We start from the raw sequence: 25,264 nt of genomic DNA, 5'->3' as shown, positions 1-25,264 counted from the left end.
TGCTTATCGGCCCCCTGATGCCTGAGGAGGGCCGATTTTCTATCTGATATGGCACACTGCGCGGCTGAGGAGAAATCGATGCCGCGTCAGCAATGCCCACGTTGTACCCGCCCAACCGAGCGCTGTTTATGTGCGCTTATTCCCTGTTTGCCCAGCCGTACTCGAGTGCTGATTCTGCAGCATCCGAGCGAGGTCAAGCATGCGCTGAATACGGCACGTCTGGCGGCTCTTGGCTTGAGTAATGCTGAGTTGCTGGTCGGGGAAGTCTTCGAGTCGCTTGCGGCTCTTTTGCAGCAGCCTGGTTATCGCGCGTGTTTGCTGTTTCCTGGCGAGCAGGCGCAAGGGCTGATGGCGTTTGCTGAACAGCACAGTGAGCTGCCGCTGCTATTGGTGGTGCCTGACGGCACTTGGCGTAAGGCGCGCAAGCTGTTGCACCTCAATCCATTGTTGGCGGCTTTGCCCAGGGTTGTGCTGCCGGCGGGCTTGCAGTCACGTTATCGCTTGCGCAAAGCACCGATGCCCGGTGCGTTATCCACCATCGAAGCGATTGTTACTGCACTGAATACAGTCGAGGCACCTGTCTGTTTTGATGCGTTGCTCAAACCCTTTGAGGCGCTGATTGAGGGGCAGATTGAGGCGATGGGAGAGCAGACCTTCCAGCGCAATCACGGCAAGCCGAATGCCTTGCCCTAAGCTTTTCAGCGTTCGCGCATGGCTTCTGAGCGCGCCTTCAGCACCGGCTTGAGTAGATAGTCGAGCACGCTTTTCTCGCCGGTAATGATGTCCACGGTGGCAACCATGCCGGGGATGATCAGCAGCGGGTGTTCCTCGCTACCCAGATGACTTTTATCGGTGCGTACCTGTATCAGGTAGAAGCTGTTGCCTTCTTCATCGGTGATGGTGTCGGCGCTGATCAGCTCTAGGTTGGCCCTCAGTCCGCCGTAGATGGTGTAGTCGTAGGCGGTGAATTTGACCATGGCTTTCTGCCCGGGATGCAGAAAGGCGACATCCTGCGGGCGTACCTTGGCTTCAATCAGCAGGCTGTCATCCAGCGGCACGATCTCCAGCATGTCATTGCCGGGCTGTACCACGCCGCCGATGGTGTTGACCTTGAGTTGCTTGATTACCCCGCGCACCGGGGAGACCACGGTGGTGCGGCTGACGCGGTCATCGATGGCCACACTGGTGGCGGTGAGCTTCTGCAGCTCGGTACGGATTTCATTGAGTTCCTTGAAAGCGTCAGAGCGAAAGCTCAGCTCGGATTCTTCAATCTTGCTCTTGATTTCATCCATCGCCGATTCGGCCCGTGGAATTGCCAGGTTGGTGGCATCCAGCGAACCGCGTACTTCCACCAGGCTGCGGCGCAGGCGGAGGATTTCCACCTGGGAAATCGCGCCGGTTGCCACCAGTGGTTGTGACATATTCAGCTCCTGCTGCAGCAGGCCCACGCTGGAACGGTATTGCTGAGCCTTGGCGCGAAATTCAGCCAGTTCCTGGGTTTTTTGCCGCAGCTGTTCGCCAAGGGTGCGTTGTTCGCTTTGCAGGCGGTTTTGCCGTGAACGATAAAGCGCCAGCTCATCCTCGGCCAGCTGTGGGGCCAGGCGCAGGATATCCGCCGGCATGCTGATGGGGCGGCCTTCAGCCTCTGCAGTTAAACGCTCAACCCTGGCCACCAGTGCCAGGCGATCGGCTTCGGCTTCGCCACGGTTGGAGAGAAAGCGTGTGTCATCCAGACGCAGTAGCACGGCGCCTTTTTCGACGATCTGGCCCTCGCGCACAAATATCTCACTGACGATGCCGCCTTCCAGGTTCTGGATGACCTGGATCTTGCTGGAAGGGATGGCTTTGCCTTCACCCGTGGTGACTTCCTCCAGCACGGCAAAATTGGCCCAGATCAACGCCGCGATCAGGCATGCGCTGACCACCCAGACGGTGATGCGGGTGAACCAGGGCGAGTCTTCGAGAATGGCGCCGTCGACTTCCGGCATAAACTCGGTGTCTTGCTTGCGCTGGTGCATGCTGGCGAAGTAATCGCGAATCGAGGTGCTTATTTGCATGACCGTTCCTATACCGCAGCAGGGCCAACTCGACCTTTGCGTAGCGCTTCAATCACTGCTTCTTTCGGGCCGTCCGCAACAATATGGCCGTTATCCAGCACCACCAGACGGTCTACCAAGCTGAGCATTGAGGCGCGGTGGGTGATCAGTAGCATGGTTTTACCCTGGGCCCAGATTTGCAGGCGGTTGCGCAGGATTTCCTCGCTGGTGTTGTCCATCGCGCTGGTGGGCTCATCCAGCAGCAGAATGGGTGGATCGAGTAACAGGGCGCGAGCCAGCAACACGGCTTGCCGCTGACCGCCTGAAAGTAGCTGGCCGCGCTCGCCCACGGGGCGGTCGAAACCTTGCGGGTGTTGCCGAGCCAGGTCGACTACGCCTGTCAGTTCGGCCACTTCGAGCATGCGTGCATCACTGACATAGCGTGCGCCCAAGGTCAGGTTGTCGCGCAGGCTGCCGGCCAGTAGCGGCAGGTCGTGGGCGACGTAACCGATCTGATGGCGCAAATCAGCCACATCCAGCTGACGCAGGTCGAGGTTGTCCAGCAGGATTTGCCCTTTACCAGGGCTGTAGAAGGCCATCACCAAGCGCGCCAAGGTGCTCTTGCCTGAGCCGCTGCGGCCGATGATGCCGATACGTTCACCCGCTGTAAGACGCAGGCTGACCCCTGCAAGCGCGGGGGTACTTTGCCCTGGATAGCTGAAGGTGACGTCGCGCACATCTAATGCGCCATGCAGTTGGGTGCGGTCCAGTGGGCGTTGTTTGGCCTGACGCTCCTGCGGCAGGGCCATTAACGCGTCGGTGCTGGTCATGGTCAGGCGCGCTTGCTGGTAGCGGGTGATCAGCCCGGCAATCTGCCCCAGTGGCGCGAGAATGCGGCTGCCCAGCATGTAGCAGGCCACCAGCGCGCCGACGCTGAGCTGGCCAGCGATGATGATGTAGACCCCCGCGACTATGGTGGCCATGCCGGCGAACTGCTGCAGAAACAACGTGCCATTGGTGGCAATTGCCGCCAGTGAGCGGGCATGGATATCCAGGCGGGTGAGGGCGCCGTGGGTTTTTTCCCACTGATGTTGGCGTTCACTTTCTGCGCTGCAGGCCTTCAGGGTTTCCAGGCCGCCGAGGGTTTCGATTAACAGTGCTTGGCGTTGCGAGGCCAGTTGCAGGCTTTTTTCCACCGTATCGCGCAGACGCGCCTGGATGATAAAGGCGAACAGCGCGGTGATCGGAAACGCCAGCAAAGGGATGACCACCAGCCAGCCGCCGATCAGCCAGATCACGGTAATCATCAGAAACGAGAAAGGCAGGTCAATCAGACTGGTGAGGGTGACGGCCGTGAGAAATTCACGCAGGCCCTGAAAATCATGGATGCTCTGGGCAAAGCCGCCGATGGTGGCCGGACGGGCGCTCATCGACATGCCCGTGATGCGTTCGAATAAGGTGGCCGACAGCACCACATCGGTTTTCTTGCCGGCGGTATCGAGCAGGTGCGAGCGCAGGATTTTCAGCAACAGTTCAAAGCCCATGCCGATAAACAACCCAATGGCCAGTACCCAGAGTGTCGACGTGGCCTGGTTGGGCACGACGCGGTCATAGGTCTGCATAACAAACAGCGGCACCATCAGGCCGAGCAGGTTGATCAGCAGGCTGGCGAGAATGGCATCGGTGTATAGCCAGCGCGACAGCTTCAGGGTGTCGCGAAACCAGGCTTCGATGCGCGGTACGAGCGGTGAGCGTGCTTCCTCCAGTTCATGCCGTGGGCGGGCAAAGAAGGCTTGGCCGCTGTACTCGCTGGCCAGTTGTTCACGGCTGACCCATTGCTCGCCGCCGTCGGCTTCGCAGGGCAGTATCTGCGCCTGGTTCTTCGGGCCCCATTGACGCAACACTGCGCTGCGGCCGTTTTTCAACAGCAGCAGCACGGGCAGGTTGAGGGTTGAGATGCTGGCCAGGTCGCGTTGCAGCAAACGCCCTTGCAAACCCGCCCGCGCCGCAGCGCGGGGTAGCAACTCAGGAGTCAGGCGCTGCTCTGGCAACGGCAGGCCTGCACTCAGGCTGCCACGGCTGGCTGAGCAGCCGTGGAGTTTGCAAAGAATCAACAAGCCATCAAGCAGCGGGTCGTCATGATTAAGACGCGGATCGCTGGATGACCCCGGCCGCTCCATGGTGGTCAAGGTTACTACTCCTTATGCCGGTTCTATTTCATTGCCGGCAGACGGGCCTCGCTCTTCACTTCAGTGAGGGCTACAGCTTCTGCCGGTACTACCACTTGCTGCTGACGCAACAAGTCACCCATCGCTGCGGTTACCCGGTACATCGAAAACTCTTCGCTAAAGCGCACTTCGCTGTAACGCCGGTTGGCGGTAAAGAGTTCGTTTTCACTGTCCAGCAGGTCGAGCAGGGTGCGTTGGCCCAGGCTGAATTGCTGTTGATAGGCTTCGCGAACCCGTGCGGTGTAGTCGGCGTAGTCACGGGCTTTGGGGGTTTGCAGTCGGGCGTTTTCCATGGCGTTCCAGGCCAGGGAGAGGTTTTCGTTGAGGACGCGCAGGGCATTGTTGCGGATGTCCATCGACTCATTGATCTGGTGGGCAGTCGATTGCAGGCGCGCCTTGTCACGCATGCCGTTGAACAGGTTGTAGTTCATCACCACGGCCGCACGCCAACCGTTGTTGTGGCCTTCGTCGCCCTGGGTGTTGTTGTCGGCATTGGTGGCCAGCTCAAGGTCCACGCGCGGATAGAAGGTTGATTTAGCGACTTCGTATTGTTTCTCGGCCGCTTGCACATCGGACTGTGCGGATTTCAGGAAGGGGTTGTTGTCTATGACCGCTTGACGGGCTTCATTGAGGCTTTCTGGCAATGAACCTTTCAGTGAGGCCGGGGAATCCAGTTCGTCGGGCATACGCCCAACGGCACTGAAGAAGTTGGCTTCGGCATCGGCCAGGTTTACTTGCTCGGTATAGAGGTTGTTCTCGGCCAGGGCCAAACGCGCTTCGGATTGGTCAAGGTCTGCCGTGCTGCCAACGCCTTGTTGGCTGCGCAGGCTGATCTGATCATTGATGCGTTGGTGGGCCTGCAGGTTGTTGCGTGCAAGCTCGACCATTTCGCGGCGCATCAACAGGTCCAAGTACACTTCGACGGTACGCAAGGCCAGGCTTTCCGAGGTGCCGAGCAAACGATAGGCACGGGAATTCACCACGGCTTTGGTACGCGCCACTTCGTTGGGCGTATTAAAGCCATCAAAGATCATCTGCCGCAGGCGCAGCTCAGAGGTGCCGTAGTTCAGCGTTTCCTTATTATGGTTGCCGAGTGCCCGGGTGCTGGGGCTGTCGGTGCTTTCGCGCCCGTAGCCCACCAGCAGGTCGACGGTTGGCAGATAACCGCCTTTAGCAATCTTGACTTCTTCATCCGATGAAAGGCGGCTGTTGGCCCCCGCATGAACCTCCGGGTGGTTGTCCAGGGTGCTCTGGATCGCCTCCGACAAGGTGATGCCTTGTGCCTGGGTACAGACCGCTGCCAGCACGATACTGCTCCATAAAGGGTTGAGTGCGCGCATCTGGTAACTCTCCTTATAAGATTTTCTAAATCCCGTCGCCAAAAAAATGGCTTATCTGTCTTGTGGATTACTCTCAGCCTGTAACATCACAGCTAAGAACAGTTTTAAGCGTAGCTAAGAAAAAATTGTTACAAGGCCTATAAGAAAAAAATCTTATGCAGTCTGCGAAAAGCAGCACATTGTTTTCATCCAGAAGCCGTGCATTTCGTGCTCTTAGGTGGCGTGCGCGGCTAAAACAGATGGTCAGATGCAATCGGGGCGGGATCTTGCTGGTGTGGTGGGCGACGTGGGTCAGGGTGACAGTTTTTTGTCGTTTTTGTTTTTGAGTGTGACGTCGTTGTAATCAGCCAGTGGTTTTGTTCTCTCCTTGAAGGGTATTTCGACCTTTTTTGGCATACGTGTCGGCGGTGGTCGGCAGTTGTAGTGAGGATGGAATCATGGCTACTTTGATTGGTGTCGTCAGCCAAGTTATCGGCGAAGTCTATGCAGTAGCTGGCGACGGAACGCGTCGGCCACTCAGTGAAGGTGATCGAGTTTTTGCGGGGGAACAAATCGTTACTGGGGCCGCTGGATCTATTGCGGTTGCCATGAGCAATGGGCAGCAACTTACCTTGGGCCGCGACAGCAGCCTGAATCTCACCGAGCAAATGCTCGCAGGCAGTTCCAACCAACAAGCGCCTACAGCTGAAACGCCTCCGGCAGCGCCGAGCGATGGCGATCTGACTGATGTTGAAAAACTGCAGGCCGCAATTGAGGCCGGCGTCGACCCGACGCTCGAAGGCGAGGCAACCGCCGCGGGCCCAGGTGCTGGCGGGGCAGCTGGCGGTGTCGGTGGCGGTCACTCGTTTGTACTGCTGGGTGAAACCGGCGGTGCGCTTGATCCGATAATTGGTTTCCCAACCGAAGGGCTGAACACCGGGCCAGAGTTCCCCAATCCTGAGCCCGCGGTTGCTGATGAGGCGCCGGATTCTTCGCCCACCATTGAAATCATCTACTTCGATCAGGAAGGGTCTGTTGTTACAGGCCCCGGCGTCGTTGAGGAAGCGGCCCTCAATCCTGATGCGGTAACCAATCTTGATGGCCAGGCAGGCTCAAACCCTGGCAGCAACGCTGAAAATGTCTCCGGTTCATTGATCATCAATTCGCCCGACGGTATCTCTGCCATCCAGGTGCTGGACAAGGATGGTGTGTGGATCAACGTGCAAGGCGGTGGGGTGGTTCAGGGTGTTTATGGGCAGTTGGTGTTTGATGCTGCGGGTAACTGGACCTACACCCTGGCGGACAACACGCTCAATCACTCCATTCCCGATGCTGTCGGTGCTGATGATCAGCTGCTCGACCCGTTTTTTGTACGTGTGATTGACGGTGACGGCGATGTGTCGCCAACTGTTCCGCTCACTATTGCAATTTATGACGATGGCCCCAGCATTCTGCGTTTTGACATCTCTGAGCAGGGTGGGCTGCTGGTTGTCGACGAGTCGGTTGGTACGGGTGGCTCGACTAAAGATGAGTCTGGCTACGCGTCGAATAACGATGAAACCAGTTATTCAGGCAGCGAAACCGGCGTAATTGGCTACGCCAGCTTTAACTTGGAAAGTATCTTCTCGCTGGCTGTCGACCCTGGTGCCGATGGCGAGAATCTTGAGGCCAGAACTTTCTCCCTGACCTTGTCGGAAGACGGCGCTGACTCGGGTCTGACCGCCACGGCGGGTGGCCCGATCTTGCTGTCGTTTGTCGGCGGTGATGGTGCAGATGCAGGCGACATCCTTGGTATCGCCGATGGCGGCCTGGTGGTGTTCCGGATCAGCATCAACTCAAGCACCGGCGCTGTTTCTGTCACTCAGTATGCTGCTGTCGACCATGGTGATGACGGTAACAACCACGACAGCATGGCGGTTATTGGCGAAGGCTTGATCGGCGTGACCGTGAAGATCTTCGACAACGATGGCGATTCGGCAACCTCTCCCATCGTTGAGCTGGGATCGCGTATTGGCTTCGAAGATGATGGCCCTCAAGCCTGCATCTTCCTCAAAGGCCCGTGGGCGCAAGTAACCCATGATGAAAGCGCAGGGCTGCAGAATTTCCTGACCTCCTGGTGGAAGCCGGGGGACTGGGACAACGATGTCAACTTTGTTTCAGCATTCAATGGTGTTGCTGACAAGGGCGGCGATATTGACCCTACAGGCTTTGCTCGTAGCCTGACACCTATCGTGAGCACATTTGGCAGCAGCTATGGTTCAGATTTTGCCGGGGCTACCACTGTTCTCAGTCTGGAACTGACAGGTGAACCAGGCAGTGACTCAGGCCTGAAAACTACCGATGGCACTCAGATCAACCTCTACATCGAGGGCGGCTTGGTTGTGGGTCGTGTGGCCAGTGGCGATTTCGCCGGTCAAGCGGCCTTTGCTGTAGCCATAGGTGCCGATGGCTCGATCAGCATTGCTCAGTACATGTCGCTGGAACACCCAGTGGGTGGCAGCAGCTATGACGAAGCCGTATCCCTGGCGGGCAAGATCAAGGCCGTGGTCACCGTGACAGATGGTGATGGTGATGTGGCGGTGGATAAAGTCAGCATCGGCCATGTGATTGCTTTTGAGGACGACGGCCCTGTTGCCACTATCAAATCTGTGCATGGCGTGCGTGTGGTGCATGACGAATCGCATGGTTTGCAGAATGCCACGGCAACCCCAACACCTGCTGAAGACGCCAACGATAACGACATCAATGGCATCTCTAGTCTGTTTAACAGTGTTGTGAACAGAGGCGGTGATCTTTCTCCAAAAGGCTATGCACAAAGCAATGGTCCGTTGGTTACGACGGCAGGTAGCAGCTACGGGCAGGATCAGGAAGGCGCAACTTCGCAGCTCAGCCTGGCTGTTGTCGGCGGTAATGGAGCTGATTCGGGGTTGTCGACTACCGCCGGTTTTGCCATCAAGCTCTATGTCGAAAACAGCCTGGTGGTCGGGCGCATCGTCGGTGGGCCGGATGCCGGTAAGGCAGCATTTGCCATCGCCATAGGCGCCGACGGCACGGTTAGTGTGGCGCAGTACGTATCGCTGCAGCACCCAATTGGCGGCAGCAGCTACGACGAAGCAGTAAGCCTGGCAGGCAAGGTACAGGCAGTACTGACAGTGACGGATGGCGACGGCGATGTAGCGGTCGACAAGGTCAATATCGGTAGCTCGATCCGCTTTGAGGACGACGGCCCCACCGCACACATCAATCTCAAAGGCCCATGGGCCGATGTCACCCACGATGAAACGGCCGGCCTGCAGAACTTCTGGAACACCTGGGCGCTGGGCGATATTACCGATAATGATGTGGCCTATCTGTCGGTATTTGATGGCGTTGCCTACAAAGGTACAGACATCAGCCCGACGGGCTTTGCCAAGAGTGCCACACCCGTTGTTACCACCCTGGGCAGTAGCTACGGCGAGGATGAAGAGGGTGCGACTACCCAGCTCAGCCTGATTGTGAAAAACGGCAATGGCGATGATTCGGGCCTGCGTACCACCGATGGTCACAGCATCACGCTGCATCTTGAAGGGGCGTTGATCGTTGGTCGCATCGTGGGTGGGGCAGATGCCGGCAAGGCCGCATTCGCTATCGCCATCGGTGCCGATGGCTCGCTGAGCCTGGCTCAGTATGTATCGCTTGAACATCCGATTGGTGGCAGCAGCTACGACGAAGCTGTCAACCTGGCGGGCAAGATTCAGGCGGTTGTGACTGTCACCGATGGCGACGGCGATGTGGCGGTCGATAAGGTCGATATTGGAAGCGTGATTCGCTTCGAGGATGACGGCCCCACCGCGAATATCAGCCTGGTAAGAAATGCCGGGGTTACCCACGATGAGTCTGCCGGGCTGCAAAATGCAGTCGCAACCCCGCTCATTCCGGGGGATGCCAACGACAACGATGTGGCCGATCTGTCAGCACTCTTCGCTGCGGTTGCTACACCGGGTACTGATCTTGACCCAGTCGGCTATGCGCAAAGCAGTGGTGCGGTGGTCAGCATTGCGGGTAGCAGTACTGGCCAAGATGGCGAGGGCGCAACAACAGTTCTGAGCCTGGCCCTGCAGGGCAGCAATGGAATGGACTCAGGCCTGAAAACTACAGACGGCTTCACTATCCGTCTGCATGTCGAGGGCGAGCTGGTCGTCGGCCGTGTTGATGGCGGCGCCGATAATGGCAAGGCAGCATTTGCGGTAGCCATTGGCAGTGACGGCACGCTGAGTGTTGCGCAATACATCTCCCTTCAACATCCGGATGGCAGCAACGCAGACGAGTCGCTGAGCCTCAGTGGCAAAATCAAAGCAGTGCTGACCGTTACTGATGGCGACGGTGATGTGGCGGTCGACAAAGTCGATATCGGCCATGTGATTCGCTTCGAAGACGATGCTCCAACTGCCGGCCAAGTAACCGCAGCGGTTGTTCTGGATGACGAAGGCCTCCCTGGCGGTATCAATGGCGGCCTGGGCGATGTTGCGGGTGCAGCTACCAGCACCAGTGGGAATTTGGCATTCAATGCAGGTGCTGATGGCCTCAAATCCATCGCGCTCAGCGGCCCGCTGAGCCTGGGCTCGGAGGCTGTGACATCCAGCTGGGATGCCCCCTCCAATACCCTGACCATCAGCTCTGTCCGCGGGGCATTGCTGACAGTGGTGCTCACCGACCCAGCCAGCGGCGCCTACACCATCAACTTGCTGCAACCGCTGATGCATCCGGTCAGCGGCACCGAAGACGATATCACCCTGAACATCGGTTACACGGTGACTGACGGTGATAACGACTCGGCCACAGGCTCGTTGGTCGTGACGATTGATGACGATACTCCGACCATTCAGGCCGGGAATATTGGTGTGACTTCCTTTGTCACCTTCCAGGGCACCGATGCCGGTTTCAGCAACTCCTATGGCTACTACAACAAGGCGCCAGATGGTTCACCAGTAGACGGCAAAGTGATCTGGGCCAATGTGCATGCTCAATCCGTTGGCGATGTGGCTGATCTCAGTGGCCTGGATCCAGCCAATACCGGCTTCTTTATCATCCCTAATGGCGGAGCCAATGCAGGCCTGACTAATGGCTCGGTTGTGACCTTCGAGTTTGTCGCCGGCCAGTGGCAGGCGAAGTTGGGTGGCGTACCACTAGTGGGTGCTGACGGCGCCAATGTGCTGTTCAGCGATGCCAGCCTGAATCCTGGCGGCTCGCATTTGCAGGACACCGGCAACGCGGGCAATCAGAACTGGGAAGACAAAACACTCACCTCGGATTACGACTACAACGATGTCAGTACCAATGTCACTTGGGGCTCATCACTGCAGGTCGATGAATCCGATTTCAGCACTGATGCAACGGCTAACTTCAGTGGCGTGTTCAACGTGCAGCCAGGGGCTGATGGTCTGCAAAGCCTGACCTACAACCTGAGCGTGCAGGGTGCCAACTCAGGTTTGGTCGATACCGAAACCAATCAGGACGTGATCCTTAGCCTGAATGCCGGGGTCATTGAGGGCCGCACTTCGGTTAGCAACCAACTGGTATTTACCCTGAGCGTTGATGCGACAGGCACCGTCACTCTTGATCAGATTCGCGCCATTGTTCACCCAACGGGTGACCCAGATGAGGCCAAGTTCCTTGGCGCAGGGCATGTCAGCTTGAATGCCGTCGTGACTGATGGAGATGGTGATCAGGCCAGCGCCAGCCTTGATATTGGTACAGTCATCAGCTTCAAGGATGACGGCCCAAGTGTGCTACCTAATAACATGGTGCAACTGGACGACGACGCCCTGGCCAATGGTATTCCAGGGGGCGTGGGTGACGATGCCGACTCGATCAACGCCAGCGGTACGCTGGGTCACAGCTTCGGGGCTGACGGTGCGGGTAGCCTGCAGTGGCTGAACACCGGGGCTCCGACTGGCTTTATCTACCAAGTTTCCGGCAGCTCACTGCTGGTTAAACAAGGGGCTACCACCGTCCTGACTGTGACGCTAAATCAGGCAAACGGTGCTTACACGGTTACCCAGAACGCGCCAATTCAACATGCCACGGCTGATCAGGAGAACAACCAAGCCTTTACCCTGAGCTATCAGGTGATCGATAAGGACGGTGATACCGCCACCGGCAGCTTGTCGATCAATGTTGACGATGACACCCCGCAAGCCCAGGACGACGTTGCCACAGTGCAAGCCTCGCAAGGCAAGGACTTCAATGTGGCCTTTGTGCTGGACTTCAGCGGCAGCATCGATAACACCGAGCTGAACACCATGCTGCAGGCCGTACGCGCTGCCGGGCAGGCATTGTTCAATGGCACCACAGGCGATGTGACGATTAAGATCGTTGCCTTCTCCGGTACAGCGACTTCCTACGCCGCTGTTACCGACTATGCCGCTTTCTCGACCCTGATAGGCAGTCTCAACCCGACCGAGACTGGAACTCGTCCGTTCAATGGGCAGACGGACTTTACTGCGGCGATTCAGGAAACCATGACTGCCTATGTCCCGATTGTAGGGGCAAGCAATCAGGTGTTCTTTATCAGTGACGGTAATCCCAATGAACAGACAGGGACTGGCGGTAACTCTCTAGCTGACGCTACAGCTGCAGCTTGGAACACCTTCGTAGACACCAAAGGTGTGAATGTCACCACCATTGGTATTGGTAACGGAATCAATACTGACCGCCTACAGGATGTTGATCTGGATGGCGTAGGTGCACCTATTCTGGTCGCTAATTTCAATGGGCTGATTGATACCCTGCTGGGCCAGATCGGCGCTTTGGTCAGTGGCAATGTGTTGCTGGGAAGCGATGGTGTTGCTGGTGGTGGCGATGACGATGCCTTTGGCGCTGACGGCCCAGGGTATATCCAGTCCATCGTGATTAATAACGTCACCTATGTCTGGAACGGCACCAATACCATTACCCCGAGCAGCGGGCCGGCAATTGCCGGTAGCCAGCTGAGTAATATCACTACGGCTGAAGGCGGCAAGCTGAGCTTCAACTTCAGTACCGGGGCGTGGACCTATCAGGCACCGGCTGCGGCAGGCGATAAAACTGAAACCTTCACTTACACCATTGTCGACAAGGATGGTGACCCATCCAGCGCTAACTTGACCGTCTATGTAGTCGACAGCGGCCCAGTTATCGCCAAGGTTGACGAAGATGAGCTGTCAGGTGGTATCACCGATGGTGATGCGGTAACTGCAGTGGCTACCGGTAGTGTTACTGAACTGGTGGTGGGCTCAGCAGCAGGTGTGCAATTCAGTCTATCGAGCAACACAGCTGGTCTGCCTGCGGCAAGCTCTGGTGGAACGGGGCTGGTCTACAGCGTGTCCGGTGATACGTTGACGGCAAAAGCGGGCGCGGCGACTGTGTTCACCTTGCAGGTGCAAAGCAACGGCGATTACACCTTCACCCTCAGTGGCCCGCTGGATCATCCATTGGCCAATGGCGATGACGATGAGTTACTGGTGCTGAACTTTGCCAGCATCCTCGTGGCTAGCAACGGTGTGAACCCAGTCACCTTGGTCGGCGATTTCCTGGTGCATATCGAGGATGACATTCCAACTATTACTGCCGCTCAGGCCGCAGCCGGTTCGTTGCAGGTGGATGAAACCAACCTGCTGCTGGATGCTACGACGAATTTCTCCGGAGCCTTTAACAGCGCTTATGGTGCAGACGGAGCCGGCAGTTTGAGTTACAGCCTGAATGTCAGCGCCGCTGGTGCGAATAGCGGCTTGGTGGACTCGGCGACGAATCAAAGCATCCTGTTATACAAAGAAGGGGCAAATATCGTCGGTAAGGTTGGCGGTGCAGGGGGCGCAGTGTCCTTTGTTGTTTCGGTCAACAGCACCACGGGAGTGGTGACTCTTGATCAGCAGCGTGCGCTGATGCATACCCCCAACGATGGTCCGGATCAGGCCAGCAGCCTTGCTTCAGCCAATCTGGTACAGCTGGTTGCAACCATTACCGACAAGGACGGTGACGCGGCCAGTGCCACGCTCAATCTGGGCAATGCAATCAGCTTCCGCGACGATGCGCCGAGCATCAGCGCTGGGCAAGCGTTAGCTGGTAGCCTGCAAGTTGATGAGACGAACTTGGCAGGAAATGCCACGGCCAGTTTTTCCGCTGCCTTCACCAGTGTCTATGGTGCTGATGGCGCTGGAAGCTTGGTCTACAGCCTGAACGTAAGCGCAGCCGGAGCCAACAGCGGTTTGGTGGACTCGGCGACGAATCAAAGCATCCTGCTATACAAAGAAGGGGCAAATATTGTCGGTAAGGTTGGCGGTGCAGGGGGCGCAGTGTCCTTTGTGGTGTCGGTTAACAGCACCACGGGGGTGGTGACTCTGGATCAACAGCGTGCGTTGATGCATACCCCCAATGACGGCCCAGATCAGGCGATCAGTTTGTCTTCGGCCAACCTGGTTCAACTGGTTGCAACCATCACCGATAAAGATGGCGACTCGGCCAGTGCCACGCTCAACCTGGGTAACGCCATCAGCTTCAAGGACGACGCACCAACAGCAGGCAGCAACCCGATTGCGCTGTTGGATGATGATGCCTTGCCCGGTGGCCTTGCAGGTGGCACCGGGGACGACGCTAATGCGGCCAATACCAATGGCACCTTGAGCTTTACGTACGGTGCTGACGGTGCCGGCAGCGTGCAATGGCTGACCACTGGCAACCCCAGTGGCTTTACCTATGAACTGTCGGGCAGCAACTTGCTGGTCAAACAGGGGGCCACAACAGTACTGACCGTGACCTTGAACAGCGCGACAGGTGCATACAGCGTTACGCAAAATGCACCAATCATGCATGAGCCGGGTGGTGCCGAGAACAATCAGGCTTTCACCTTGAACTACAGCGTGACCGACAAGGATGGTGATCAGGCGATTGGTTCGCTGAACATCAATGTCGATGACGACAGTCCGGTGGCCAAAGACATTGACCGCTCAGGTCAGGCCAACGTCGGAATCAAGACCAACCTGATGGTTGTGCTCGATATCTCGGGCAGCATGGATGATGGTTCGGGCGTCGGCAGCATGACTCGTCTGCAGGCTGCCAAAAATGCATTGCTGGAACTGTTCGAGCAATACGAGGCGCTGGGTGCGGTGAAAGTGACCCTGGTGACCTTTGGCTCAAATGCCACCACCAACCAGGTCTGGGTGGATATTGCTACAGCCAAGTCGGCAGTTCTGGCGTTGAGTAGTAGTGGCAATACCAACTATGACGCGGCCTTGATTAATGCCATCAATGCCTTTGGGCAAACCGGTTCATCGGGTGGCAAGCTGAGCGGAAGCGATGTGCAAAATGTCGCTTACTTCCTCTCTGATGGTGCACCTAACAGACCGACTGGCGACTCGGGTATCCAGACTAACGCGGGCTCGGCGGGCTCGGATTGGCCAGCAGCTTATGGCGGTAACACCGGTATTTCGGAAGAGCAGGTCTGGATCAATTTCCTGACCGCCAACAACATTCGCTCTTATGCATTGGGCATGGGCACGGGTGTCACAAGCAGTACTCTGGAGCCTATCGCCTATAACGGTGGCTCTTCGGGTGGTGCGATCAACGCCATAGTGGTGACTGATTTCGGTCAGTTGACCCAGACGCTGACTTCGCTGGCGCAGGCATCGCCACTGAGTGGCAACCTGGGTGATAACGGCGGTGGCTTTGGCGCCGACGGTGGTTATGTGCGTAGCTTGACCCTTGGGGCGACCACATACACCTATGACAAGGCAAGTAATACGGTCAACGGCGGCAGTCCGCTGGCGGGTAACACCTTGAACATTGCCCTGGGCAATGGCTCGAGCCTGGCCGTGAACATGCTGACCGGCAGTTACCTGTATACACCGCCGAGCACCATCACCACGGCGATTGCACTAAGCATTGGCTTTACCCTGATGGACAATGATGGTGATTCAGCCAGTGCCAACCTGAGCATTGCCATCAGTGGCGGTAATCAGCCTTTGGTTATCCGTGATGATCTGGTGTTGAGCAATGTGGGAACTCAGTCTGGCTCTGATGTCATCGATATTCCGCGCTGGGCCTTGCTGGCCAACGACACGGGTACTAACAGTTCGCTGTTGTCGGTGCTCTCGGTGGCAAGTGGTTCAAGCGGTACTTCTGCATTGAATGGCGACAACGTGCGCTTCACCGAGAACGGAGGCTCTAATGCTGACGGTGGAACCTTCAGCTATACCACCAGCGCTGGTAGCGCCAACGTTGTGCTGGACCGCAGCTCAGCGGGCAGCAGCACCATTGATGGCACCTTCCGCAATGAAATCCTGCTTGGGCGCGACGGTTCAAATGACACGCTCAATGGTGGCGACGGTGATGACATTCTGATCGGTCTTGGTGGCAACGACACCCTGAACGGCGGTAATGGCAACGACATCCTGGTCGGTGGCGCCGGCAACGATACGTTGAATGGTGGGGCAGGTATTGATACTGCAAGTTATATCGATGCAACCTCGGCTGTAACCGTCAATCTCGGTGTTGCCACTGCGCAGAATACCGGCGGGGCAGGGACTGACACCCTCAATAGCATCGAGAACCTGATCGGCTCGAACTTCAACGATACCCTCACCGGCAATAACAGCGCTAACCTACTGTTCGGTGGTGCTGGTAACGATACGCTGATTGGTAATGGTGGCGATGACATCCTGATTGGTGGGCTGGGTGCTGACTCCATGACTGGTGGCTCGGGTAAAGACACCTACCTGTGGCAAAAAGGCGGTTTGGGCGGTGGGATGGATCACATCACCGACTTCAACGTAGACACTGCAGGTGTCAACTCCGACATCTTGGATCTGTCGCAGTTACTTTCGGGTGTCGGTACGAATCCGAATGTGCTGCAGGATTACCTGGACTTTGCTTTCCTAGGCACCACCACAACCATCAGTATCCGTACGGTAGCGGCGGGGCCCGTCGAGCAGCAGGTGATGTTGGATAATGTGAATCTCTCGACGCTCTACGGCAGTAGTGACGAGGCCACTGTCATCATGAATATGCTGGACGACAATGCGTTGAAAACAGCCTAAAGCGCTTAGGCTCGCCGGTACACGGCGAGCCTCCGCTTGTTTCGGATCAGCAGTTAGGTGTGGACTGCGTATATATCATTAGCCCGCGACCGTAGAGGAAGCGGGCTGATTTTTTAATGGCTCAATACTTATGGCGCAGATAGTTGCTCAGGTGAGCATGTGCAACTGATTTGCACATGGGTTGCTGAATTTACAGGGGGAATTCAGCTATGAGAAACCACGGTCTGGTGGATTAGGTCTGTAGTTGTTGCAGATACCCCACCACATCCGGCGCCCCCGCCAGGCGTAGACCTTCTCCCAAGGCTGTGGCCTCGGTTGAATGCTTGGGCAGCAGGAGAAACTCCGGTGAACCAGTACCGCCCAGCAGGGATAGGCGCGCGTAGGGTAGGCCGTTATCCAATAGCAGCGCCATAAACGCAGGGTCACTCCAGGCCGCGTTGGGCATGCCCAATACGTGATAGTGCTGCTGCAGGTTGCTGATGCCTTGTTCACTCAAGCGGTAATGGTTGAGTTCGGCTGGTAGGTTGACCTCCAGCTCGCGCCTGCGGGCGTAGGCAATGGCGCAGGCGAAGGCCTCACTATGATGCTCGCCGGCCCAGAACACCCGCTCGCCACGCCAGCTGGCTTGACGCAGGATGATGCGTTCGCCAGCGAGAAAGCGTGGTAGCGCCTGGCTGATGGCTTTGACGAAGTCCTTGTAACTGATGATGCGAACCTGACGGCAGGGTTCGCTGGCGGCGAAAGCCTCGAAGCTGGCGTGGTTGGCTTGCTGAGGGTTGCAGGTCGATAGTCCATCGATCATGCGCAGGTCGAACGATGACAGCTGCTGTTCTTGCGCCTCGATCACCCGCACCAGCATGGCATGTGCTTGCGCCTTGTCTTCCTGAACGGGGCCAGAGAGTGCGCTGCGCGGTAGGTCTATCAGGCGGTGTAGCTGTGGGCCGTCTTGCCAGCAGATGCTTTCACGCAGTTGCGGCAGGGGGCTGAAGGGCAGGCGAAGCTGGCTGGCCCGCTCAAGTATCTGGCGTTGCCCACGGCCGATAAGGCCTAGCCGTTGCGCTAAGGCACCGAGGCGTGAGCTGAGGGTGGAAGGCTGCTCAGACAGACTCATGGCCAGGTACGAACTCCGAAATCACCATTAGCAGTTTGGCAGAGCCCGCTGAGCACTGCACAGGCTTTATCGGCCGTGGGGACAGGTTTTTTATGGCCCGCCATTCCTGGCAGCCACCCCTCGGGCCGTCGCTGCGCGACGTTAAAAAATACTCCCGGTAATTTTCTATGGCCTGTCGTCCATGAACGGAAACCCTGCGAGGCGTCGCCAGCGAGGTAAACAATGGCGTTCTGCCATTTTTTACCGGGCAGGCGCGCGGCGTATGGCAAGATTGCTGCAGTCAGTTGCAAAGGTGCCTCCATGCCCAGTCTGGTGTTTGATATTGCGTTATCGGCCGAGCGCTTGCGTGTGGTCTATCAAGGGCGTGCCAACCGGATATTAGTGCAAAGTCGCGACGGACGGAGTGTCAGTGTGCCGGCCCATCATTTTCGGCCATTTCTGACCCATGACGGTGTCTATGGTTCCTTCGAGCTCGAGTTCAGCGCGGCCGGTGAGTTACTCAGCCTGCGCCGCTTGGGCTGATAGCGCCGTGCGCCTCGCCTATCAGGCGCGCAGCCGGCTATAATCGCGGCCTTTGTAACTTTATCGAGCTAAGCCTGCCCATGTATACCCTGGCCCGCGAGCTGCTGTTCAAACTTTCCCCCGAAGCCTCCCATGAACTGTCCATCGACTTGATCGGTGCGGGCGGTCGTCTGGGGCTTAATGGCTTACTGACCAAGAGCCCGGCCGCGCTGCCGGTCAAGGTGATGGGGCTGGAATTTCCCAACCCGGTCGGTTTGGCTGCCGGCTTGGACAAGAATGGCGATGCCATCGATGGTTTTGCTCAGCTGGGCTTTGGTTTTGTGGAAATCGGCACCGTGACGCCGCGTCCGCAGCCGGGTAACCCGAAGCCGCGCTTGTTCCGCTTGCCTGAGGCCGAGGCGATCATCAATCGCATGGGCTTCAATAACCACGGCGTTGACCACCTGCTGGCCCGCGTCCAGGCGGCCAAATACAAGGGCGTGCTGGGTATCAATATCGGCAAAAACTTCGATACACCGGTCGAAAACGCAGTGGATGACTACCTGTTGTGTCTGGATAAGGTCTATCAACACGCCAGCTACGTCACCGTTAACGTCAGCTCGCCGAATACGCCTGGGCTGCGCAGCCTGCAGTTTGGTGACTCGCTCAAGCAGTTGCTCGAAGCCCTGCGCAAGCGTCAGGAAGATCTGGCTGCGCAGTACGGCAAGCGTGTGCCGCTGGCGATCAAGATCGCGCCGGACATGAGCGATGAAGAAACCATCGAAGTGGCCAGCGCGCTGGTTGAAGCCGGCATGGATGCGGTGATCGCCACCAACACCACACTGGGCCGCGAAGGTGTGCATGGGCTGGAGTGTGCCGATGAGGCGGGCGGATTGTCCGGTGCGCCGGTGCGCGAGAAGAGCACGCACATTGTTCAGGTACTGGCTGGTGAGTTGAAAGGACGTTTGCCGATCATCGCCGTGGGTGGGATTAGCGAGGGTAAGCATGCGGCTGAGAAGATCGCCGCCGGTGCCAGCCTGGTGCAGATTTATTCCGGCTTTATCTACAAGGGCCCGGCATTGATCCGCGAAGCGGTGGATGCAATCGCGGCGCTGCCACACAAGGCCTGAAAATAAAAAGGGCTCCTTAAAGGAGCCCCTGGGCTCGCGCCCGCCGCTCGGATGGAGCGCGCATGGTGAGTCGGTAGGTTCCTGAATCAGCCGACAGCGTGAAGTTCGTTGAGTCGATGGATGCCGGCGGTGCCGGTCATGCCGTCCCAATTGTCACCGCGGCCTTCGCGCCAGCCGTTTAACCAGGCTTGGCGGACTGAGGGGAGGGTGAATGGACAGAGTTCGCGGGATTTACCACTGATGCCGTATTGATAGCCGCGCAAAAAAGCTCTTTCTAACGGATCACGCTTAAGTCTTCTCATAGGGTGAAGCCCTCAATGTTGACTGTTATGTCCCTTAGACCTTGTAGCAAGGTCAGGCAGAAAGTTCTGCCTACGGAGTCCGCTGCCGGCGTCGCGAGCCTCCTTGCCAGCACCGTTGCAGTGCTGGCCTAGGTAGATTTCTAACGAATGCGCGGGTGCCTGTGAATGACCGTTTCGTCATAAGGACGTAACCTTTTTGAGGGTCAGGCCATAAGGCGTTATGGCAGGGGCCCGGAGTTTTCGCTGTAGCGCCTATGCTGTGGGCCTATGCGTCGGGTGTGCTGGTGTTTTGCTATCGCGAATGAATTGCGATTGAGACTGTTGTTTATTCCGACGAAGGGTCGCGCTGCGACGCTTTGTCACTTATTTTGGCCGTGCTGATTTGTCTGCGCGCCGTTGATTGCCTTAGGCACTGGAAACTCCCATGTCGGATCGTTACGAACTCTTCCTCACTTGCCCCAAGGGCCTTGAAGGCTTGCTGCTCGAAGAAGCCAGCAGCCTCGGCCTTGAAGATGCGCGTGAGCACACCTCAGCCATTCGTGGCATGGCCGACATGGAGACCGCCTACCGCCTGTGCCTGTGGTCGCGCCTGGCCAACCGCGTGCTGTTGGTGCTCAAGCGCTACAGCGTGCAGGACGCCCAGAGCCTCTACGAAGGCGTGCTGGAGGTCGACTGGTTCGAGCACCTGGAATCCACCGGCAGCCTGGCTGTGGAATTCAGCGGTAATGGCTCTGGCATCGACAACACCCATTTCGGTGCCTTGAAGGTCAAGGACGCCATCGTCGACAAGCTGCGCCTGAAAGATGGCACGCGGCCATCGGTCGATAAGCTCAACCCGGATCTGCGCATTCATCTGCGCCTGGATCGCGGTGAGGCGATTCTCTCCCTCGACCTGTCCGGCCATAGCCTGCATCAGCGCGGTTATCGCCTGCAGCAGGGCGCTGCGCCGCTGAAGGAAAACCTCGCCGCTGCTGTCCTGATCCGCGCTGGCTGGCCGCGTATTGCCGCCGAAGGTGGCGCTCTAGCTGACCCGATGTGCGGTGTTGGCACCTTCCTGGTTGAGGCGGCGATGATCGCCGCCGATATCGCGCCGAATATGACCCGTGAGCAATGGGGCTTCAGCAAATGGCTGGGCCATGTGCCGGCTTTGTGGAAGAAAGTGCATGCCGAAGCCGAAGAGCGTGCGGCAGCAGGCATGGCCAAGCCACCGCTGTGGATTCGCGGCTATGAAGCCGATCCACGGCTGATTCAGCCAGCGCGCAATAACATCGAACGCGCTGGCATGAGTGATTGGATCAAGGTCTATCAGGGCGAAGTGGCGACCTTCGAGCCGCGTCCGGATCAGAACCAGAAAGGCCTGGTGATCTGCAATCCACCCTACGGCGAGCGCCTGGGTGATGAAGCCAGCTTGCTGTACCTATACCAGAACCTCGGCGAGCGTCTGCGTCAGGCCTGCATGGGCTGGGAGGCGGCGGTATTTACCGGCGCGCCGGATTTGGGCAAGCGCATGGGCATCCGCAGCCACAAGCAGTACGCCTTCTGGAACGGCGCGCTACCGTGCAAGCTGCTGCTGATCAAGGTGCAGCCCGAGCAGTTCGTCACTGGCGAGCGCCGTACTCCCGAGCAGCGCGAACGTGATCGCGAACAGGCCGAAGCTGACAAATCCCCGCTGGAACCGCTGGAGCGTCAGTACAACAAGAACGGCAACCCGATCAAACCGGCGCCTGCACCTGCCCCGGTGGTTGAGCTGGCGCGCTTGAGCGAAGGCGGGCAGATGTTTGCCAATCGCCTGCAGAAGAACCTCAAGCTGCTGGGTAAATGGGCGCGCAAGGAGGGCGTTGAGTGCTACCGCCTGTATGACGCCGATATGCCGGAATATTCCATGGCGGTGGACTTGTATGGTGACTGGGTGCATGTGCAGGAATATGCCGCACCCAAGTCCATTGACCCTGAGAAAGCCAAAGAGCGCATGTTTGATGCCATCGCCGCGATTCCGCAGGCGCTGGGTGTCGACAAGAACAAGGTGGTGATCAAGCGCCGTGAGCGCCAGAGCGGCACCAAGCAGTACCAGCGCCAGGCCACCCAAGGCCAGTTTATGGAAGTCAGCGAGGGCGGCGTAAAGCTGCTGGTCAACCTCACCGATTACCTGGACACCGGCCTGTTCCTCGATCACCGTCCGCTGCGTCTGCGTATTCAGAAAGAGGCTGCCGGCAAGCGCTTCCTCAACCTGTTCTGCTACACCGCCACGGCCACCGTGCATGCGGCCAAGGGCGGCGCGCGCACCACCACCAGTGTCGACCTGTCGAAAACCTACCTGGACTGGGCGTGGCGCAACCTGTCGCTCAACGGTTTCTCCGACAAGAATCGTCTGGAGCAAGGTGATGTGATGGCCTGGTTGGCCGAAGACCGTGGCGAATACGAGCTGATCTTTATCGACCCGCCGACCTTCTCCAACTCCAAGCGCATGGAAGGCATCTTCGACGTGCAGCGCGATCATGTGCAGCTGCTCGACCTGGCCATGGCTCGCCTGACCAAGGACGGCGTGCTGTATTTCTCCAACAACTTCCGCAAGTTTGAGCTCGATGAGAGCTTGGCCGCGCGTTATCAGGTTGAAGAAATCAGTGTATCGACTCTCGACCCGGATTTTGCCCGCAACCAGAAAATCCACCGCGCCTGGCGTTTTAGCCTGCGCGGTTGAGGTCGCAGGTAGGTTGGTGTGGAGCGCAGCGAAGCCCAACGAGCGGCGGCATATCTCGTTGGGCTTCGCTGAGCGCCTCAACGGAACGCCGCCCGACCCAACCTAGGGTTTATTACGGATCAGCGCACGCAAGGCGAAGCGATTCGGATGGCAGGCCTGCGCCACATCGGCAGGCACTGGCAGCGGCTCGTTGTCAAGCCAGGCGGCGATCAGCTCGCCGGACAGCGGCGCGGTGATCAGCCCGCGTGAGCCATGCCCACTGTTGATATACAGGCCGTCGAGCCAGGGGCAGGGTGTTTCCGGCACCTGGCGGGCATCCTTGCTTAGCACCGCATAAGCCTCGGCAAAGGCGGCTGCGTCGGCTAACGGGCCGACAATCGGCAGGTAGTCCGGGCTGGTGCAGCGAAAAGCCGCGCGACCTTCTAGGTATTCGGGGTCGAGCGCTGCGGTGTTTAGCGCGCCGCAAAGCTCAGGCGAGATTTCTTCCAGCAGTTGCAGGTTGCTTGCATGATCGGCGCTGTTCAGCGTCAAGTCGTCACTGTTGAAATCGAAACTCGCCCCCAGGGTGTGTTCATCCAGACGTGCCGGGGCGACGTAACCTTCGGCGCACACCACCGTACTTAATGCACGGCTGGCTTCAGTAGCGGGCAGGCGGCTGATCTGCCCGCGAATGCGTTTAAGCGGTAAGCCTGAGCTTTGGCTAAAACTCTTAATCTCGGCAGCACTGGCCAGCACTACCACACTGGCGCTGGCCAGCAGTTGCTCGCCATTCCAAGCCTGCCAGCGTTTACCGTCACGGCGCAGTTCCAGCGCTTCCTGATGCAGCTGCAGGCGGATATTCGGATGTTGGCCAAGCAGTGCACACAGCGCCGGCGGATGCACCCAGCCCGCCTCGGGATAGAATAGGCCACCGGCGTGCAGGGGAATGCCGGCTTGGGCTTCGGCGGCGTTTCTGTCCAGGTTCGTCAGCAGGTCGGCCGGAAAGGCCGCAGCAAGCTGCGCCTGGCGCTGCGCTTCCTTGGTGTCGAAAGCCAGCTGCAGCACGCCGCAGTTATCCCAGTCCTGGCCTTTCTGCAGCTGTTCCAGCAGTCGACGACTATGGCCGTAGCCGCTGACGATCAGGCGTGACAGTGTGGTGTGGTGCGCAGAGAGCTTGAGGTAGAGCACCCCTTGTGGGTTACCCGAGGCTTCCTGGGCGATGGCGTGGTGGCGCTCCAGTAAGGTGACCTGCCAACCGCGCTGGGCCAGGCTGGCGGCGGTGGCGCAGCCGGCTAGACCTGCGCCTATCACAATGGCAGTGCGCGGGCCAGCAGGCTGCGCTGGGCGAGCAAACCAGGGCTTTTCGGTGGTCTCGGCTGTACCGATAAAACCGCCTTTAAGCACTTCCCATTTTTTTCCCAGGCCCGGCACGCGCTTCATCTTGAAGCCTGCATCGTTGAGGCGGCGGCGTACATAACCGGTGCTGGTAAAGGTGCCTAGGGTGGTGCTGGCGTGGGACAGCCGGGCCAGTTCGGCGAACAACTCCGGCGTCCACATATCCGGGTTTTTCGCCGGCGCAAAGCCGTCGAGAAACCAGGCATCGACCTTGGCATCCAGTTGGCCGAATAGCTGCAGCGCATCGCCGATCAGCAGGGTCAGGACGATACGCCCGTCAGCAAAAATCAGGCGCTGAAAGCCAGGGTGCAGCGCCACGTACTGCGCAAGCAACTGTTCGGCGTAGGGCGCAAGTTCCGGCCACAACGCCAGCGCACGTTGTAGATCGGCCTTGTTCAGCGGGTATTTTTCCACGCTGACAAAGTGCAGGCGTGCGCCCGCCACGGCGTGCTGTTCGAACAGCTGCCAGGCGCAGAGAAAGTTCAGCCCGGTGCCGAAGCCGGTTTCGCCAATCACCAACTGCTGATCGGCCGTCAGCGCTGCGAAGCGTTCCGGCAGCTGGTTGTTGGCGAGAAACACGTAGCGGGTTTCGGCCAGCGCATTCTCATTGGAGAAATACACATCGGCGAACTGGCTGGACAGCGGTTGACCCTGTTCATCCCAGTCAAGGCGGGCTTGCTGGTATGGCGCGTCAGGGGTGGGGGGCATGCTTGGCTCGGTCACGGGTAGTCGATCGCGACGATGTACCAGGTCTTCTCGCCGGTCGGGGTTTGCACCCGCACTTCGGCGTCCAGGCTTTTGCCAATCAGGGCGCGGGCCAGGGGCGAGTCGATGCTGATCAGGTTGTTTTTCAGGTCCAGCTCATCTGGGCCGATGATGCGGTAGCGCGACTCGCTGCCGTCCTCATCTTCCAGGGTGACCCAGGCGCCGAAGTAGACCTTGTCCGGATCGCTGGGCCGGGCGCTGACCACCTTGAGGTTTTCCAGGCGCTTGGTCAGAAAACGTACGCGGCTGTCGATTTCGCGCAGCATCTTCTTACCGTAGGTGTATTCGGCGTTCTCTGAGCGATCCCCTTGAGCAGCGGCTTCACTAACGGACTGAGTGACCTGGGGGCGGCGAACATGCCACAGCTCGTGCAGCTCGGCGCGCATGCGAGCCTCGCCCTCGGGGGTGATCAAGGGCGTGCCGGCGGAGCGGGGTGGGCGGTAGCGACTCATTAGTTCAGCTTGTTGGGAGTGGTGCGCGAGTCTAACAGCCCTCGCGCAGCACCGTCAGCGGGCTGATGTTTAGCGCCCTGCGCGTGCCGAGAACGCCTGCCGTGCCGACCAATAGCGCGCCGATCTCGGGCATCAAGTGCATCCAGGGATGTGGCTGCCAGTCGAGGTCGAAGGCATTGCGATAGAGCAGGAAGCTGATCAGCTCGCAACCAAAGGCCGCTAGCAGGCCGCTGGATGCGCCAAGCAGGCCGAACTCGGCACGGCGCGCCTTGATCAACAGTTTGCGTTCGGCGCCCA

The 25,264-nt window shown here is 58.3% G+C and carries 12 protein-coding genes and 1 pseudogene; 5 read left to right on the top strand and 8 right to left on the bottom strand.

Annotated features, from left to right (window positions below; all coding sequences use genetic code 11):
- Positions 1-78 precede the first annotated feature (78 nt).
- A complete protein-coding gene (locus tag Q8O69_RS03920; protein WP_305589730.1) occupies positions 79-693 on the top strand; it encodes a tRNA-uridine aminocarboxypropyltransferase in 615 nt (204 codons plus the stop codon).
- 5 nt (positions 694-698) lie between these two features.
- Here Q8O69_RS03920 and Q8O69_RS03915 read toward each other — a convergent pair whose 3' ends face one another.
- From Q8O69_RS03915 to Q8O69_RS03905, 3 genes are read right to left on the bottom strand one after another with little or no spacing between them, the layout of a single operon-like run.
- Entirely contained in the window at positions 699-2,057 is a 1,359-nt protein-coding gene (locus Q8O69_RS03915; protein ID WP_275962546.1) for an HlyD family type I secretion periplasmic adaptor subunit, read from the bottom strand.
- Between the two features lie 8 nt (positions 2,058-2,065).
- Entirely contained in the window at positions 2,066-4,216 is a 2,151-nt protein-coding gene (locus Q8O69_RS03910; RefSeq protein WP_371136040.1) for a type I secretion system permease/ATPase, read from the bottom strand.
- A gap of 32 nt (positions 4,217-4,248) precedes the next feature.
- A complete protein-coding gene (locus tag Q8O69_RS03905; protein WP_305589725.1) occupies positions 4,249-5,604 on the bottom strand; it encodes a TolC family outer membrane protein in 1,356 nt (451 codons plus the stop codon).
- A 437-nt stretch (positions 5,605-6,041) separates the two neighbouring features.
- Here Q8O69_RS03905 and Q8O69_RS03900 point away from each other — a divergent pair, with 437 nt between their 5' ends.
- Positions 6,042-16,634, top strand: a complete 10,593-nt coding sequence (locus Q8O69_RS03900; protein ID WP_305589723.1) for a retention module-containing protein — start codon at positions 6,042-6,044, stop codon at positions 16,632-16,634.
- Between the two features lie 232 nt (positions 16,635-16,866).
- On the opposite strand, the gene Q8O69_RS03895 is transcribed toward Q8O69_RS03900, so the two are convergent.
- A complete protein-coding gene (locus Q8O69_RS03895; protein ID WP_305589721.1) occupies positions 16,867-17,745 on the bottom strand; it encodes a DUF6685 family protein in 879 nt (292 codons plus the stop codon).
- Between the two features lie 300 nt (positions 17,746-18,045).
- On the opposite strand from Q8O69_RS03895, the gene Q8O69_RS03890 reads away from it, so the two are divergent.
- Both Q8O69_RS03890 and Q8O69_RS03885 read left to right on the top strand, forming a co-directional pair.
- Positions 18,046-18,267 carry a DUF2835 domain-containing protein gene (locus Q8O69_RS03890; protein ID WP_090255930.1) on the top strand — a complete coding sequence of 74 codons (222 nt, stop codon included), beginning with the start codon at positions 18,046-18,048 and terminating at the stop codon, positions 18,265-18,267.
- Between the two features lie 80 nt (positions 18,268-18,347).
- Positions 18,348-19,376, top strand: coding sequence for a quinone-dependent dihydroorotate dehydrogenase (locus Q8O69_RS03885; protein WP_305589718.1), 1,029 nt, complete (start codon positions 18,348-18,350; stop codon positions 19,374-19,376).
- Between the two features lie 86 nt (positions 19,377-19,462).
- Here Q8O69_RS03885 and rmf read toward each other — a convergent pair whose 3' ends face one another.
- A complete protein-coding gene (gene rmf, locus Q8O69_RS03880; protein WP_090255928.1) occupies positions 19,463-19,678 on the bottom strand; it encodes a ribosome modulation factor in 216 nt (71 codons plus the stop codon).
- Positions 19,679-20,102: 424 nt separating this feature from the next.
- Here rmf and rlmKL point away from each other — a divergent pair, with 424 nt between their 5' ends.
- Entirely contained in the window at positions 20,103-22,376 is a 2,274-nt protein-coding gene (rlmKL, locus tag Q8O69_RS03875; protein WP_305589716.1) for a bifunctional 23S rRNA (guanine(2069)-N(7))-methyltransferase RlmK/23S rRNA (guanine(2445)-N(2))-methyltransferase RlmL, read from the top strand.
- Between the two features lie 102 nt (positions 22,377-22,478).
- Here rlmKL and mnmC read toward each other — a convergent pair whose 3' ends face one another.
- The 3 genes and pseudogenes from mnmC to Q8O69_RS03860 form a co-directional block, all read right to left on the bottom strand.
- Positions 22,479-24,458: a bifunctional tRNA (5-methylaminomethyl-2-thiouridine)(34)-methyltransferase MnmD/FAD-dependent 5-carboxymethylaminomethyl-2-thiouridine(34) oxidoreductase MnmC gene (gene mnmC, locus Q8O69_RS03870; RefSeq protein WP_305589715.1), complete on the bottom strand. Its 1,980-nt coding sequence runs from the start codon at positions 24,456-24,458 to the stop codon at positions 22,479-22,481.
- An 11-nt stretch (positions 24,459-24,469) separates the two neighbouring features.
- Positions 24,470-24,967: a transcription elongation factor GreB gene (gene greB / locus Q8O69_RS03865; RefSeq protein ID WP_275962554.1), complete on the bottom strand. Its 498-nt coding sequence runs from the start codon at positions 24,965-24,967 to the stop codon at positions 24,470-24,472.
- A gap of 31 nt (positions 24,968-24,998) precedes the next feature.
- Positions 24,999-25,264: pseudogene (locus tag Q8O69_RS03860) on the bottom strand (ABC transporter permease); the annotation flags it as partial.

The sequence above is a fragment of the Pseudomonas sp. genome (assembly GCF_030690725.1).
Classification (GTDB): domain Bacteria; phylum Pseudomonadota; class Gammaproteobacteria; order Pseudomonadales; family Pseudomonadaceae; genus Aquipseudomonas.
This window is presented reverse-complemented; position numbering and strand designations above follow the sequence as displayed.